General features: G+C 47.7%; 15 protein-coding genes and 1 pseudogene. 1 reads left to right on the top strand and 15 read right to left on the bottom strand.

The features are described 5' to 3' along the window. Positions 1-70: 70 nt before the first annotated feature. Positions 71-1174, bottom strand: coding sequence for a GGDEF domain-containing protein (locus tag NE619_RS03720; RefSeq protein ID WP_256131025.1), 1104 nt, complete (start codon positions 1172-1174; stop codon positions 71-73). A gap of 136 nt (positions 1175-1310) precedes the next feature. Between NE619_RS03720 and NE619_RS03715 the strand changes: the two genes are divergently transcribed. Next, the gene (locus NE619_RS03715; protein WP_256131024.1) at positions 1311-1520 is read left to right on the top strand and encodes a helix-turn-helix domain-containing protein; all 210 of its coding nucleotides are present in this window, start codon (positions 1311-1313) and stop codon (positions 1518-1520) included. 157 nt (positions 1521-1677) lie between these two features. Here NE619_RS03715 and spo0A read toward each other — a convergent pair whose 3' ends face one another. The 14 genes and pseudogenes from spo0A to NE619_RS03645 form a co-directional block, all read right to left on the bottom strand. Then, positions 1678-2475 carry a sporulation transcription factor Spo0A gene (spo0A, locus tag NE619_RS03710; protein WP_256131023.1) on the bottom strand — a complete coding sequence of 266 codons (798 nt, stop codon included), beginning with the start codon at positions 2473-2475 and terminating at the stop codon, positions 1678-1680. A 153-nt stretch (positions 2476-2628) separates the two neighbouring features. After that, a complete protein-coding gene (gene spoIVB, locus NE619_RS03705) occupies positions 2629-3687 on the bottom strand; it encodes a SpoIVB peptidase (protein WP_256131022.1) in 1059 nt (352 codons plus the stop codon). A gap of 11 nt (positions 3688-3698) precedes the next feature. Continuing rightward, positions 3699-4160, bottom strand: a complete 462-nt coding sequence (locus tag NE619_RS03700; RefSeq protein WP_256131021.1) for a BofC C-terminal domain-containing protein — start codon at positions 4158-4160, stop codon at positions 3699-3701. A 40-nt stretch (positions 4161-4200) separates the two neighbouring features. Next, on the bottom strand, positions 4201-6285 hold the full coding sequence (locus tag NE619_RS03695) for a SpaA isopeptide-forming pilin-related protein (RefSeq protein WP_256131020.1): 2085 nt from the start codon (positions 6283-6285) through the stop codon (positions 4201-4203). Between the two features lie 9 nt (positions 6286-6294). Beyond that, positions 6295-6933, bottom strand: a complete 639-nt coding sequence (locus NE619_RS03690) for a helix-hairpin-helix domain-containing protein (RefSeq protein WP_256131019.1) — start codon at positions 6931-6933, stop codon at positions 6295-6297. Between the two features lie 81 nt (positions 6934-7014). Beyond that, positions 7015-7683, bottom strand: coding sequence for a TIGR03936 family radical SAM-associated protein (locus NE619_RS03685; RefSeq protein ID WP_256131018.1), 669 nt, complete (start codon positions 7681-7683; stop codon positions 7015-7017). Next, positions 7680-9515 (bottom strand): TIGR03960 family B12-binding radical SAM protein, encoded by a 1836-nt coding sequence (locus NE619_RS03680; RefSeq protein WP_256131017.1) that lies wholly within the window; start codon positions 9513-9515, stop codon positions 7680-7682. The genes NE619_RS03685 and NE619_RS03680 overlap by 4 nt, the downstream gene beginning before the upstream one ends. Beyond that, positions 9516-10052 (bottom strand): HD domain-containing protein, encoded by a 537-nt coding sequence (locus NE619_RS03675; protein ID WP_256131016.1) that lies wholly within the window; start codon positions 10050-10052, stop codon positions 9516-9518. A gap of 64 nt (positions 10053-10116) precedes the next feature. Then, positions 10117-10626, bottom strand: coding sequence for a M23 family metallopeptidase (locus tag NE619_RS03670; RefSeq protein WP_256131015.1), 510 nt, complete (start codon positions 10624-10626; stop codon positions 10117-10119). Positions 10627-10706: 80 nt separating this feature from the next. Continuing rightward, a complete protein-coding gene (gene obgE, locus NE619_RS03665; RefSeq protein ID WP_256131014.1) occupies positions 10707-11999 on the bottom strand; it encodes a GTPase ObgE in 1293 nt (430 codons plus the stop codon). A 64-nt stretch (positions 12000-12063) separates the two neighbouring features. Then, positions 12064-12324 (bottom strand): 50S ribosomal protein L27, encoded by a 261-nt coding sequence (gene rpmA / locus NE619_RS03660; protein WP_305146568.1) that lies wholly within the window; start codon positions 12322-12324, stop codon positions 12064-12066. A 249-nt stretch (positions 12325-12573) separates the two neighbouring features. After that, a pseudogene (rplU, locus tag NE619_RS19000) lies at positions 12574-12882 on the bottom strand (50S ribosomal protein L21); the annotation flags it as partial. A gap of 186 nt (positions 12883-13068) precedes the next feature. Continuing rightward, complete coding sequence (locus NE619_RS03650) at positions 13069-13911, bottom strand: Rpn family recombination-promoting nuclease/putative transposase (RefSeq protein WP_256131012.1); 843 nt, start codon at positions 13909-13911, stop codon at positions 13069-13071. 254 nt (positions 13912-14165) lie between these two features. Then, positions 14166-15578, bottom strand: coding sequence for a Sapep family Mn(2+)-dependent dipeptidase (locus tag NE619_RS03645; RefSeq protein ID WP_256131011.1), 1413 nt, complete (start codon positions 15576-15578; stop codon positions 14166-14168).

Here is a 15578-nt window from a genome sequence, read left to right as displayed (position 1 = left end):
TATCAGTAACTATTATACTACGCTGCTCCGGTTTTTCAACGGCAAGGGAAAGATTTTATTCCGGAAAGTCTCAGGGCCCGCTTTTTCTGTCCTGCCGTTTCTGTCGGTACATCCTGCTGTCCGCAATGTGGATCAGTGTATCCAGCTCGTTGGAATCCTCCGGATATTGGGCGTATCCCAGGCTGAATCCGAGAAACTCCATATCGCCAAGCTGCTGATCCCAGGGGTATTCCCTGAGCTGTTTCAGACAGTGCATGACATCTTCTCCCGTGTAAACACCGATGAATTCATCCCCGGACATACGGTATAGCTTCCCCTGGCTGCCGATGATTTCCTTTACCCCGTCGGCGATGATGCACAAATACTTGTCTCCGGCCAGATGCCCATAGGAGTCGTTGACCGATTTAAAATCATCAAGGTCCATATAGAACAAATAGAAAGGTATCTTTTCTTCTATCATTTGCGCAGCATCCAGAAACATCCGCGAACGGTTGCATAGCCCCGTCATTTCGTCCAGATAGCTGCAATTTTGCAGATAGGTAATATCCATGCAGTTCTTAACCAGACGGAACAAAAACACATAGGAGAACGCCAGATTTATCCCCAGGAGGATGAAGACGGCCACAAGGAGCCATCGATAGCTGAAGGCCAGGTTCAAAACGACAATCAGTATCAGCCATATGATGCTGACCCAATGAAACCAATCATTGATTTTGGGTGAAGCATTGGTCAAAAAATATAAAAATCCACATTTAATAAACCGCGCCAGCCCGTATAGAAAACCGGCAAGGAGAAGCGTCTGAATTGCGAAAAGCATGATGGGAAAACGACCGGGAGTCAAGGCGGCAATACAGGAGGCCAAGGAAAAAATCAGCATGGTGCAGGCCCAGGACGCGGACAGAGCTGTCAGGAATACCGAAAAATCCTCCTTATACAAAAAAACGACCGGGCTGAGCAGAAGCAGACTGAGCAGGATGACCAAGCTGCTTCCGTTCCCGAAGTCGCCGAGCCGATGGATCAAATACAGGCTGACTGCCGTATCCACGGCAGAATATAACGCCTGGGAAAAAAAGACGCAGGCCGTTCCATATTTTTTATGTAAACAGATATTGGCTGCGGCCAGGTTCACGATCACAATTTCCAGGACAATTATGAAATTAAAAGTAACGTTCATATTAGTAATCCTCATATTTTGGATGATTCTTCCATGTATTATTTTTTTAATGGATCTAAAACTATTATAGTCGTTTTATCGAGTATAGTCAATTAAATGATACTACCATATACTTTTATAGAAGCGGAGGTGTATTATGATCGTCTATGATCCATTTTGGAATACATTAGAAAAAAAAGGCGTCAGCACCTATGCTCTGATAACTCGCTATAATATCAGCAGTTCTACGATTTCGCGGCTGAAAAACAACAAGCCGGTTACCACCACGACGCTCAATGATCTCTGCCGCATTCTGCAGTGTTCCGTATCGGAAATACTTCAATATGTAGATGTCGAAAATCAATAAAAAAGAACTCCTTTTATCTTCATTCTCATGCTGATAAAAGGAGTTTATTTCAAACCAATAATAAGTATTTCCATTACAATAATTCCATCGAATCCTTTAATTCCTTTATAATTATTATGCTTGTATCCTAGAATAATTACTTCTTGCTCCGCTCCACTCAGCCTGCTTTTCTTTCAAGCCTCAGCTTGTCTGCAATAATTGCGATAAATTCTGAATTGGTTGGTTTTCCTTTATCGTTGTGTACCGTATAGCCAAACAGGCTATTGATCGTTTCAATTTTTCCTCTGTTCCACGCAACTTCGATGGCGTGCCGGATTGCTCGTTCTACCCTGCTGGGGGTCGTATTATTGAGCTGTGCGATAGCCGGATATAATTCCTTTGTCACTGCTCCCAAAAGGTCCATATCCTTTACCACCATGGTAATGGCATCCCTCAGATACTGGTAGCCTTTTATATGAGCTGGTACGCCCACTTCATGAATGATATTGGTGATATCGACTTCCAGATCCTCGCGGGAATCCTCCTCCTGATTGTTGAGTATGGCTCTGGCAAAGCTGATCTTTCCTTCTTCCTGGGAGTCGTTTCCTGCCAGCTGGTTGATCCTTTTCAGCAGAATATCCAAGCTGAAAGGCTTCACGATGTAATACTCTGCTCCAAGGTTGATGGCCTTCTGTGTTATCGTCTCCTGTCCTACCGCAGAAAGCACGATTGTTCGCGGATACACCGGCAGATCCATTCCGCTGATGGTTTCCAGGACGCCAAGTCCATCCAAATGGGGCATTATCATATCCAGAACTAAAACCTCGGGCATATGTTCTTTTATGGCATCCACCGTTTTTACTCCGTCGTGGGTGATAAACGAGATTTCGATATCGTCCTTATCCTGGAAAAAATCCGACAGAATGTCACAAAAGTCTTTGTTGTCATCAGCAATACCGATTTTAATTCTTTTCATGTAATCCTCCTTTGTCAATAAACGCATTAAACATTTGTTTTCCTCTTTTTCTCTCTATTGGCTTGTTATTCCATATATAATTTTAGATTATCCTGTAAAAATAGCAACGAAAAAAGAAAGTCATTTTGCGTAGTATTTCGACAAATTTCTCAGTTATGAGTCAGACTCCTGCAGCATCCATTCGATAAAGATGCCGTATCCTTTCTTGGGATTATTGACAAATACATGGGTTACCGCGCCTATGATGCGATTGTTCTGGATGATCGGGCTGCCGCTCATTCCCTGAACAATGCCGCCGCTCTTTTCCAGAAGCCGCGGGTCGGTTACTTTAATTACCATTCCTTTATCTGACGGCTCACTCTGATGGTCGATTTTTTCAATCTCGATTTCAAACCGTTCCAGCTTATTGTCGTCCAGCGTGGTTAGAATATAGGCTTTTCCCTTTTCTATCTGATCCTGCCTGCCCACCACCAGAGGCTTTGAATAAAGCGGGTTTTCAATGGGATGATACGCATTGCCGAACACACCGTAAGAGCTGTTTTTCTCCAGGCCTCCCAGGGGTGATTCCGCTTCGTAAAAGACGCCTCTTATTTCACCGGGGGTTCCGGCAGTACCTTCCTGAATGGACTGTACCTGCGCCTGCAGCAACTGACCCTTATCTACCGATAAGATCGAACCGGTTTCCGGATCTACAATGGGATGGCCCAGCGCGCCAAAAGACTGGTCCACCGGATTGTAGTAGGTAAGCGTGCCGATACCGGCAGTCTTATCCTTAACCCATACGCCCAGCTTATACAGATTGTCGTCTTTTGCCACCACCGGCGTCAAATTGATATCCAGCTTCTGGGTCTTTCTCTTTATTTTCAGTTTTACGTCGCCCTGAATCTTGTTTACCAAAGCCTGAACTTCATCGGCTTTGTACACCTTGGTTCCGTTTATTTCCAGAATCATGTCACCGATCTGCAGTCCCGCCTTAATTCCAGGGTTTACCTTTTCTCCGTCTGCGGTTTCGATTTCCTCCAGCCCTACGATCAAGACGCCTTTAACGTCCATTCTGACACCTACGGAATGGCCTCCCGGAACCAGTACGGTTTCGGATACCACATCCACGCTTGCCGTATCATCGTTTTTCATAGTAAACTGACCGATGATGATGATCGTAAGGAGGAGGCCCACAAAGATCAGGCCCCCCTTTTTTATCGCACTCTTCATTGCTGCCTCCTCTAGCTATCAAAGTTTTGCAGGAAGTCTGCCAACTCATCCTTGGAGTTGACCTGAAGGCCCTCTGCCAGCATCTGCTGGTCTTCCTTGCTCAGCAGGGCAAAGGGGATCGTCGTGATCTGATAGAGACTTTCCTCGCCGTTTTCATTACAGTAGAACACTTTCACAACGCCCTCTATTTCCCGTATGAGAAAATAGGTCTGCTGTGTTTCTTCGGTTTGCGTAGTTTCGCTTTCATCTGTCGTTTCTTCGTCGGTTTCATCCGAAGTTTCATCGTCCCTGCTGTCAACGACTGCGGGACTCTGTGTCGTGCTCTGTGTCTGCTGATCGACCTCTGTAGCAGTATTGGCTTTCTGACTGCTTCCGTCGTAATTGACCCATACGCCGAAGGCCAGCAAAGCTGCTGCGATGATTCCATAGAACCATTTACTTTTAAAAAAACTCTTTTTCTGATTACTAAACATAACACCACCTCATTTGGTAGTATTATCTAATAATTAGAATTTAATACCTCTTACGCCGATAAGCTGTGAGAAAAATCAGGAAAACCGCTGCAAGCAGGAGAAATACCCATACTCCCAGAGAAAAACGGTCTCCCGTCTGCGGTGAACGGTCTTTTTTCTCAGGAACGGTTTCGGCAGGCAATTTCTTATTTGTCATTTCGCATTTTACGATTTCCCCATGCTCTTTTATTTCAAAAGGAAACGCGGTCTCATCGATCTGATATCCCTTGGGAGCATCGAATTCACGGAAATAATACTTTCCTGCCGGCAGCTTTTCGAAGAAAGCCTTTCCTTCTTTATCCGTTCTTTTCTGAATCAAGACTTTTTTATGTTCATCCAGGATTTCGATACCCGTATCGGGAAGCGGGCTTCCTGTGGAAACATCTGTCTTTTCAATCTCCACGCCGCCCTTTGTCAGTTCATTGGTAAGCTCCACGCTGACAGATGTCAGGGCCGTATCCCCTCCCGCAAAACGCAATTCTGTCGTTACCGGTTCCGGTAACAGCTGATACCCGAGAGGCGCTTCCTTCTCCACTATATTGTATTTTCCTAAATATAATTCCTTGGAAGTTGCGTTTCCCTCTTTATCTGTGACAATCGTGTCAGCCAGCTCTCCGGCTTTCAGACGAACAGTACCGTCCTTTGTGACGATATCCTCAGCCGCCAAAATGTCAAAACGAACATTCTCAAGGTTTTTCCATCCTGTTTTTATCTCTCCCTCCTGTGCATCTGCGGTCTCTCCCTTTTTATGTAGTCGGATAACGCCCTTCTGCGGCATATCCTTTTGCTCCACGGTTACAGTCCCGGTGGTGCTGTCGGAAATTGTAAAGGATACCGGTTCTTTTTCCAAAAGATAGCCTTCCGGCGCCTGCATTTCCCGAACTTGATAGACGCCTGCTCCCAGCGCCTTGGGCAGCCGGACTTTCCCATCCGCGCCAGTGGTCAGCCCCTCTGCCACCAGACTGCCGTCAGATGTGCTGTTCACCTGAAAAACCGCCGGAGCACCGGTTACCGGCTTTCCGGTTTCCTTATCCTTCTTCTCAATCTGTACTTCCGGCGCGCTCACTGTGCGAAGGCCCAGATACATGGAAAACTGATCCGTTGAGCCCATAATCATCGACTGATACGCAGAATTTGTCGTACAGTTCCAAACCAGAATCTTACCGGAAGAACTGCCGCCGTCCAAGGTGTTTTTCCCTGTCAGGATTATCGGTGAAGCAATGGGCGAGGCGCTTTTGAAGGTATATTGATTGCCGCTGCGGGCCACAGTTACGCCGGGAATGTCGCTTTTGATCCCGCTGCTTTTCTTGTTGGTATCGGTTAAGGTCACCGTCCACTGGCCGGCCGCCTGATCGTACCGCATATCATATACGGGTGCTCCCGCTTTGCTCTCAGACGCAAAGCTGTGTACCTTCAGGTGGTCATTCACCTTTTTTATCAGCCAGTCATAACATTTTTCCGCCGGTCTTCCTTTGAGAAAGCCATACATGTGTTTTGCCGGCATGCTGTGGGCTTTCGCCAGTTTTGTTCCGTTTGGCCTGCCGTCTTTTTTGACAATGGTTCGAAGCCCCTGCTGCGCTTCCCAGATCAGGACCTGAGTAGCAAAATAATAATCTGCGTCATTGGCCCCGGAAACGGGCACTTTCCGCGAACCGTTTCTGCCATAGCACAGAGCTGCCGAAATGATCTTCTGTGTATCGGCGGGCAGATTCTGAAACAGTGTTTTATCTTTGCCGGAGTCATAAGCCTTATAATTGGCCGTATCGGCAAATCCGGCGCCAAACTCGATACAGTACCCATACCGGGCGCTGCCGCTGGTCTTATCGCTGATCTTCAGGTACCGCCACCTGACTTTGCTGCGGCCGTTGCCTGCTTTTATCTTCTTTGTGCCGTTGCTGTTATAGAAAACAGTCTTCACGTTTTCATTTATGTAGTATTGTTTCCCGTCTTTCCCCACCAGTATCTTGGTAAAATCCGCAGACCCCTTATCTCCGTGCTCCCAGGCGGCGAAAACCGCGGCAGGAAACAAAGAGACCGCCATACAGACAGCCAGTACCCAGGAAAGCACCCTTTTGTTCCTTTTCATAATATCCCCCTAAACCATAATTTGTTCCTTTAATTTTTCAAATGTCTTGTCCCCAATTCCGCTGACATTCTTCAAATCCTCAGGTTTCTTAAAATAACCGTTGTTTTTTCGGTAATCCATTATCTTTTCCGCAGTGGCAGGCCCCACTCCGTTCAGAGTCTGCAGTTCTTCGGCGGTGGCAGTGTTGATGTTGACCTTTGTCTTTTGTTCACCTGAGCTTCCCTGCTCTGCGGCTGCGGCGGCTATTCCGGAAATATCCTCCCCCTTGGCCGGAATATAGACCTTCTCTCCGTCTGAAAGAAAGGCTGCCTGATTGATTCCCGCCGTATCAGCGTTGCTTTTCAGCCCTCCTGCCGCAGAAACCGCGTCCGCCACCCTGCTGTCCGCTTTCAATTCTACCACCTGAGGCGTGTTTACAGCCCCTCCTACATCTACAATAATGGATTCCGGCTCTTCTGTCTCCTCCCCAGCCTCACCGCCGACAGAAGCCTGCTGCGCGGATTCCGAAACAGCCAGCTTCTCCTGGCCGTCATCTCCGCCCAGTACAAAAACAAAAAAAGCAGCCGCAATAATCACAGCGATCGCAGCTACTTTTATCAGAATCTTTTTGTTGCTGAGCAGAAACTCTTTGTTCAGATATTGTTTCATCTCAAAATCCCCTTTCATGAATGTTTTACATTATTTTACAATTCATAAAGGGGATTGTCAATATATTACATGTAAATTTTGTCAGTCGTTAAAATGAATTTTCGTCCGCAGAACATCCATTTCCGACCGGTCAGTATCAACCATAAGAAAGCGCGTCAGAGCGGCTATCAAAAGCTCCGGACTGAGATTCGATTCGCTTCCACAGTCCAGAATCGCCGTTACCAGTAAGTTTTCACCGGCAATGACGAAATTGAGCAGACGGATTTTGTCCCGTATGTTCACATCTTTCATCTCTTTAGATTTTTTCTGCTTTTTCGGTACCAGGATTTCTTTCTGTTTCAGAAATTCCTCACAAAGGGTCTGTCCGTCCTTTTTCGGCTCCCTTCCCAAAGGTATGCCGATGATATATTCGGCCGATTTCGTTCTGGCCGCCAGACTTTTCTTCTGCCCAATCAGCTTTTTACATTCAAACAGGTTCACGCCTTCGGGCATCTGACGGTCCAGCGCCTTTTTCAGCTCGCTTTCGGAATAGTCCTCATCTGTCTCAAATTCCAGGTATTCTCCGATGCTGGAATACCCCAGAGACAATGGCTGGGCAAATCCCATTTTGGGGTGCGGATTGAACCCCTGCGAATAGGAAAGCTTGATTCCTGCCTTTTTCAGAGCTCGTTTAAAGAGCCTCAGCATATCCAGATGGGAGGTATAGCAAATATATCCTTCTTTTGAAAATTTGATCGCGTATTGACTCATTCGTTCACCTCCGGCATACAATTGGCTTTACTGTTCATTCCGCATCCTGCGCAGCCCTTGCGGCAGTCCTCCGTAATCTGTTCCTTTCTCGCCTTTTCGTTTTCACGGATCAGGAAATCCTTTGAAACGAAGCAGTCGATCATATCCCATGGCAGGATTTCATCATAGTCTCTGGCGCGGGTACTGTAAAAGGCCGGGTCGATTCCCGTTTCGGAAAAGGCCTGTTTCCACAGCTCCGCTTTGAAATGCTCCGACCAGCCGTCAAATTTGCAGCCCAGTTCAAAGGCGCGGATCAGGGCCTTGCCGATTCTGCGGTCGCCTCTTGCGAATACGGCTTCTATGGCGCTGACTTCCGTGTCGTGATAATTAAAGGTAACACCCTTGATGGATAGCTTTTTCGTCAAATAATCGTGTTTCTTAAAGAAGGCTTCCTCCGTATCCTGGGCCTCCCACTGAAACGGTGTATGGGCTTTGGGCACAAAGTTGGAAATGCTGACCGTAACATTGAAACGGCCTCCTTTTCTGCCCTTGATCTCATAATTGATTTCCTTGATCTTTCTTGCGATTTCGGCAATGCCGGAAAGATCCTCATATGTTTCCGTAGGCAGGCCGATCATGAAGTACAGCTTTACGTTGCTCCATCCCAATTCCAGAGCCTGTCTCACGGCCCCGTAGATATCTTCCTCCGTGATGCCTTTGTTGATTACATCCCGCAGTCTCTGGGAGCCGGCTTCCGGCGCAAAGGTCAGTCCCGACTTCTTATATCCCTGAATCTCCTGCAGCACATTGAAGGAAAAGGAATCCAGACGCAGAGACGGCAGGGAAAGGGAAACGTTCCGTTCCTTGCACATGGCCATCAGATCCAGAGCCAGTTCTTCAAAGCGGGAATAATCGCTGGTGGAAAGAGATAATAGCGATAATTCCTCATGTCCGGTGTTATCCAGCTGATTTTCTACGATCCTTTTTATGGTCTCAGGCTCCCGTTCGCGGACAGGCCGGTAAATCATGCCTGCCTGACAGAAACGGCATCCCCTGGTACATCCGCGGAAGGTTTCCACAACTGCCCGGTCATGAACCACTTCAATAAAAGGTACAATCAGTTCTTCCGGGAAAAATGCGTTATCCAGATCCTCGATCAGGGCCCGCTGAACCTTTTCCGGAGCGCCTTCGAAGGTTCTGCGGATTTCTTTTATCGTTCCGTCCTCGTTATAGACCGGCTGATAAAAACGCGGCACGTAAACGCCTGGAATCCGGCAGACGGCCTTTAAATATTCTTCCTTGGACTGGCCTTCTTTTTTCTCTTTAATCACCTGAGGCAGCAATTCTTCCCCGTCTCCGATGAGGAAAACATCGACGATGTCAGCCAGCGGTTCCGGGTTATAGGCACAGGGACCTCCGGCGAGAATAATCGGATAGGAATCGTCTCTTTCCTCAGAAAGAAACGGTATTTTTGCCAGAGACAGCATATTGAGGAGATTGGTAAAGGAAAGCTCGTACTGAAGGGTAAAGCCGATGAAATCCAGCTGAGAGGCCGGTGTTTTGGTCTCCAGGGTAAACAGCTCCATGCCTGTTTGCCGCATCTGCTGCTCCATATCCATGGCCGGCGCGAAAAGTCTTTCGCAATAGATATCCTTTTCCTTATTGAGGATGTGATACAGGATCTGCATACCCATATAAGACATGCCGATCTCATAGGTATCGGGAAACGCGAAACCAAAGCGCCAGGCCACCTGCTCCGGGTCCTTGACCGCCGCATTGATCTCGCCGCCGATATAACGGGCCGGTTTTTCTACTTTTTTCAATAACTTGTCCAGTTCTTTACTAATTTCCATTTACATACCTTTCATCAGTTGATCTAAAGTCATTCCCACAGTTTTCTCAATTCCGCCGATCAGCTCCTGCGCTTCCTTTTTCTTTTCCAGTATCCGTTTTTCCGCATCCGCATGACCCTGCTTTCTGGCCTTTTCGATGATATACTCCATGCGTTTGTCCAGACCTACATAGGTATCTTCCTTGACCACACGGTCACCCAGACATACAAGGTCCGTTTCGTTGACGTGCTCCACAGCAGAAAAAGGTGAATAACGCATATGCACCTTGATGATATCGGCCTCCTGATCATAGCCCAGGGACTTGGCCAGCTCATAGCCCTTTTCCCAGTGCTCGTCCTCGACCCGGGCAATGTCGTGGATCAGGCCCGCCGCCTCGATCAGCTCCAGATCCAAATGATAGCCGTGTTGGTTCAAGGCTTTTCCCATCTTTACCGCCGTATCGGCCACTGCCTTGCAGTGCTTCACCACATGCTCCGGCGTCTTATATTCTTCCAAAAGCCGCAGACACTCCTGTCTGCTCGGATGTTTTTGTCTCATAGTTAAAATCAGTCCTTCCTGCGGCAGATCCGCATTCAAATAGCGGAACTATTATACCATAAATTCAGTCCAGATTTCGAAAAGAATAATAAAATTCCCGGTCTCCTTCTTTTTTGAAGGTGGCGATAACCTGCCCTTTTTTAACCCGGTCCAGCTCTTTTACATAGACTCCCGTGCAGTTGCCGTATATGCTCTCCGCTTCGTCGCCGTGGTTGATCTTAATGAATTTGCCGATCTTTTCGTTTTCACCTACAGCCGACACGGTGCCTGCCCCCACTGCGTAAACGGATACGGTTTCGCCTTCCTTTGCCTCATCGGCTGGTTTTCCGTATTTGCCTTCCTCTTTGGTGGATAAAACGGCGTTGGTCACGGTTACAGGCGCTTTCGCGATGGTTGTAATGCTGTTCTTAGCAAAGGTCATGGCATCGGATACCGTATAGTTCTTAGAAAGATAAGCTATGGCCGCTTCGCTTCCCCGGTTGAGCTGGGGAACATCCACGCTACGGGCCAGCAGCAGGGCAAGAGCGACGATCACGCAGACGCCTGTCTGTTTTAATAGTTTTGATTTCCACATAAAATTTCCCTCCTGGAACATCTTATGCGGAAACCACAAAAAAAGAAGGTTCCTCACCTTCTTTTTCCATTGGGCATTATCTAAAATTCGTCGTAATATTCGAATTCGTAATCTATGACCTTCACAACGTCTCCTTCTTCCAGTCCCATTTCTTTGAGTTTTTCAAAGACGCCGCTCTTTTCAATGTATTTGTAAAGGTAGCGCATAGAACCGGAATCATTGAAGTTGGTGGAGTTGAAGATCTTCTCCAGCTGTTTTCCGGTGAGCACGAATCCGTCTTCATCCCGGGAAATATAGATCTCTCTGTAATCGAGATCTTCATTGTCCCTTTCGAAATCAAAGGTTTCGATATATTCTTCTTCCGGCGGCCCCTGATCCAGACGGGCAAGCTCTGCTGCTGCCTCCGCCAGAACTTCCTTGACGCCGATGTTGATGGGAGCTGACATAGGGAACACTTTATAGCCCTTGCCTTCCACGTATTCTTTAAAACGCTTGTATTCCGGTCCGTCTTCATCAATCATGTCAATCTTGTTGGCGGCAACGATCTGCGGTTTTTTCAGCAGCTGCGGATTGTATTGCTCAAGCTCTTTATTGATCTTGTCAAAATCTTCGATCGGGTCCCTGCCTTCGCTGCCGGAAATGTCCACCACATGAATCAGCACCTTAGTCCGTTCAATGTGCTTTAGGAAACGGAAACCAAGTCCCGCGCCCTGGTGGGCGCCTTCGATGATGCCGGCGATATCCGCCATTACAAAGCTGGTATCGTAAATCTGTACAACTCCCAGGTTGGGGTCGATGGTGGTAAAGTGATAGTCGGCGATCTTCGGTTTTGCGCTGGTAGCGACAGACAGCAGCGTGGATTTTCCCACATTAGGGAAGCCCACAAGGCCCACGTCAGCAATCAGCTTCATTTCTAGAATTACGCTGCGCTCTTTGGCAAAGCCCCCTGCTTCTGCGAAGTTGGGTGCCTGTCTCACAGAATTTTTATAGTGAACGTTGCCCTTTCCGCCTTTTCCGCCTTTGGCCGCAACAAAAGAATCGCCGTCATTTACCAGGTCTTTCATAACTAACCCTGTCTCTTCGTCGATGACCACGGTTCCCGGCGGTACTTTAATAATCAGGTCGTTTCCGTCCCTGCCGAACTTTTTCTTCTTCATGCCATCCTGACCGTTTTCCGCTTCATATTTACGTTTATATCGGAAATCCATCAGGGTCCTCAGGCTGCCGTCGGCCTGGAACACTACGTCCCCGCCTTTTCCGCCATCTCCCCCGTCCGGGCCGCCTTCCGGCACATAAGGCTCTCTGCGGAAGGAAACGGCTCCGTTGCCGCCCTTACCGGAACGGATCATTATTTTGGCTCTGTCTACAAACATCAGAACCTCCTTTTTCTCTAATATCAAAAGCCCCTATATTGTATAGGGGCTCTCAAAACATGTTTTAAGCTTCTTTTGGATATACGCTTACTTGCTTTCTGTCTTTGCCGAGTCTTTCGAACTTTACAGCTCCGTCAATCTTTGCAAATAAGGTATCGTCTCCGCCGATTCCTACGTTGTTGCCAGGGTGGAACTTGGTTCCTCTCTGACGAACCAGAATGCTTCCGGCGCTCACGTACTGACCGTCTCCACGTTTAACTCCTAACCGTTTCGACTCACTGTCGCGACCGTTCTTCGAGCTTCCTACACCTTTTTTACTTGCCATGAAAAGACACCTCCTCGCTATATCAATCTACTTGGAAATTAATTACTTTAACGCTTCTTCAATTGCTTCAAGAATAACCGGCTTTGTCGCCTTTTCATCGATGTCGATGCTGTTTTCTTTTGCAAATTCGATGAGCTCAGCCTTCTTCATGGATTTTAAAGACGGCTTCTGGGAATCGTCAGCAGCGGCTTCTGCCGGCGCCTCTTCCTTTGCAGGTGCTGCGGCTTTCTTTGCCGGAGCCGTTCCATCCGCTGAAATTCCTGTAATTTCAACTAATGTGTATGGCTGTCTGTGTCCCTGCTTTTTTCTGTAGTCTTTCTTTGCCTTGTACTTGAAGATGATGACCTTGTCACCCTTTGCGGTTTCGATCGCGTCTCCGTATACGGCGGCACCGTCTACATAAGGTGCTCCTACTTTTGCGTCAGTTCCTTCGCCGAGAACCAGTACTTTGTCGAACTTAATCTGTTCGCCGTCATCCACCTTTAATTTTTCTACTCGGATCTGATCTCCTTCGGCTACACGGTACTGTTTTCCGCCTGTTTCAATAATTGCGTACATTTTGGTATGTTACCTCCTCTATCCAGTCTCGCCAGTGTGGGCAGCAAATTCATGCTTTACAAAACAGCCCAGTTTGTGCGGCTTACAGTAATATATAATACCATGCGGACAGGCTGGTGTCAAAGGTTTTTTGCGGTTATGAAGGGTTTTGCAGGACAGAGACATGAAAAGCCGAAAAAGAGATAGTTACAAAGCTTCAATTTCATCAGGCGCAAGACCCGTAAGCTCTGCGATTTCTTCCAGGGAAATTCCCCGGCTTTTCATTTTCAAGGCAATTTCTTTCTGCTTTTCCCGTGAACCTTCCCGGTGACCGGCAAATCGGCCCTCTTTCATACCGGCTTCGTATCCTTCCTGGCGTTCCATCAGTTTTTCTTCCCATGCGTTCATGTATTTCACCCCGATTTCTTCGTCGGCCTTGATGGCCTGAATCTTTTCATGGATTTTCCGAATCGTTTTGCTGGATGAAGCCTCTGCTGTTTCTGTGGTAGTGTGTTCAAAATACCGGAGTAGCGCAGGCAGCTCCGGATTCATATTCTCAGGTTTTCTGCCATGGGTATTGAAGAAGATCCGAACTGCGCCGTCCTCCAGCCGCAGGCCGGGAATTTCCTCACATTCCATACGGAAGGTATACTGATAGAGGCCCTTGCCGAAAAGATCAAACGGCATGATCATGATGACGTATACATCATTCAGCTCATTGAAGTCGATCGTCCCCTTCTTCAGGAGTCTGCTGTCAATGAGGCTGTGGTAAAACCTGCTGCGCCTCGGTAAGTTAAAGGTGTTCTTTTTCTGCACTTCCGCATTATAGACCGTTTCGTCCTCATCCATTGCCCAGATATCCAGCTTGACCTGGCGGTTCCACAGCGTGCTGCGTTTTTCTTTTTCCACCTGCGGCAGATGCTTCAATACGACTTCTTTGCCAAGGAGGATTTCCAGCACCATTTCCACGATTTCCGGATCTTCCATAGCTTCCGCAAACAAAAACCGATCCAGCAAATTCAAATCTTTCAGTTCTTTCTCTAATTGCATATTTCTCCCCTTATTATAAACGTTTTTCATCGCCATTACAATTGACACAATGAATTGTAATATATTTACTTTTAATATATCATACCATTGCCTATATGTAAATATATGTAAATTCATTATTTGAAAGCTCTCTGCGTTTAGCGGCCTGTTTTCATCTTAAACGCATAAAAGCGCCAGGGACATCCGAGATGCTCTGGCGCTTAAAAAACAGTTATTCTCAATCGGGAGTTTCATTCGCTATCCTCTCAGCAGCACTACTTCGCCATGGCATACAGCGCCCGCGCATAAATTTTACTCAGCAACAGCAAACGTTCACAGGAAATATGCTCATCCTGCTTGTGAAAGCACAGCTCCTCCCCGCGAATGGAAGGCCCGTAAGGGATGAAGTTTTCCAGAATTCTGGCATAGGAGCCGCCGCCATGGGCTACAGGCTGACTCTCCTCATCGCCGGTCATATCTCTATAGATATCTGTCAGGGTTTGGACCAGTGGGCTTTCCGGGTCCACGTAAAAGTGCGGATTACGCATTATAATTTCACAGCGCGACTCGGATTTAGCGGCGGCGCAGGAAAGCTGTTCTTCTAAAAGGGTGGTATCCTGCGTGACCGGGTAGCGGATATTCATCCCTGCGTACAGGCTGTTTTCGTCCATGCGGAAGATCCCCAGATTATTAGTCAGAGGGCCGGTATGATCGCAGAAAGCCACGCCCAGCCCACTGCCATCCGTATCAAAAGCAATTTGATCCGCCCAGGCATGAAGTGTTCTGCAGGCGCTCTGCGGGAAAAATTCCAGTTTGCGCAAAACCCGCAGCAGCAAAGAACCGGCATTGATTCCGATCTCCGGAGCCGAAGCATGAGCCGATTTTCCCACAGTATAAATAGTCAGCCGGTCGCCGTCCTCCATGGCTTTAATTCTGCCTGCAGGCAGAATTTCTTCCGCTGTCCGCAGGATCTTCGCTCTCTGCTCTTTGGTCCCTTCAAAGACGGCTTTTGCTTCCGGTATCACCACATTCAAAGCGCTGCCGGCGCTGATGCTCCGCAGCACCGGCTGTTCTGTTCCGCACTGTTCACCTGAAAAGGTCTTATGAAACTCATAACTTAAAAAGCCCTTTTCCGCAAAGGCCGCAGGAAACCAGGAATCAGGAACGATTCCGCAGATGGGCATTTTATCCGTATGCTCTTTATAATAGCGGATGCACGGGAAATATCCCTGTTCTTCATTGGTACCGATGATATGCTTGATTTGGCGGCGCAGCGGCACGCCGCTTTCCTTTAAAGCCAGACAAGCATAAAAAGCGGCAATGAAACATCCCTTATCATCCACCGCTCCCCGTCCATAGATGTTTCCATCCACTACCTGGCCGCCGTAGGGCTCATAGGTCCAGCCTTCTCCCTCCGGTACGACATCCATATGGCAGATCACGCCGGCGGCCTCTTCGCCTTCGCCAAAATTGATTTCACCGGCATAATTGTCGAAGTTTACACATTCAAAGCCTTTTTCACGCCCCAGATTCATGGCAAAGTCAAAAGCTTCTTTAGGGCCTCTGCCAAAAGGCGCGTCCGGTTCCTCCGGCCCCAATACCGATTTTATCCGTATCAGTCGGCAGAGATTGCCAACCATTTCCTGATGATACCCTTCCAGCAGTTCGTCAAATTTTTTCTCGATCAT

The sequence above is a fragment of the Anaerovorax odorimutans genome (assembly GCF_024459955.1).
GTDB classification, from domain to species: Bacteria; Bacillota; Clostridia; order Peptostreptococcales; family Anaerovoracaceae; genus Hominibacterium; species Hominibacterium odorimutans_A.
The sequence above is the reverse complement of the archived record's forward strand: the minus strand, read 5'-3'. Positions and strand labels throughout refer to the sequence as shown.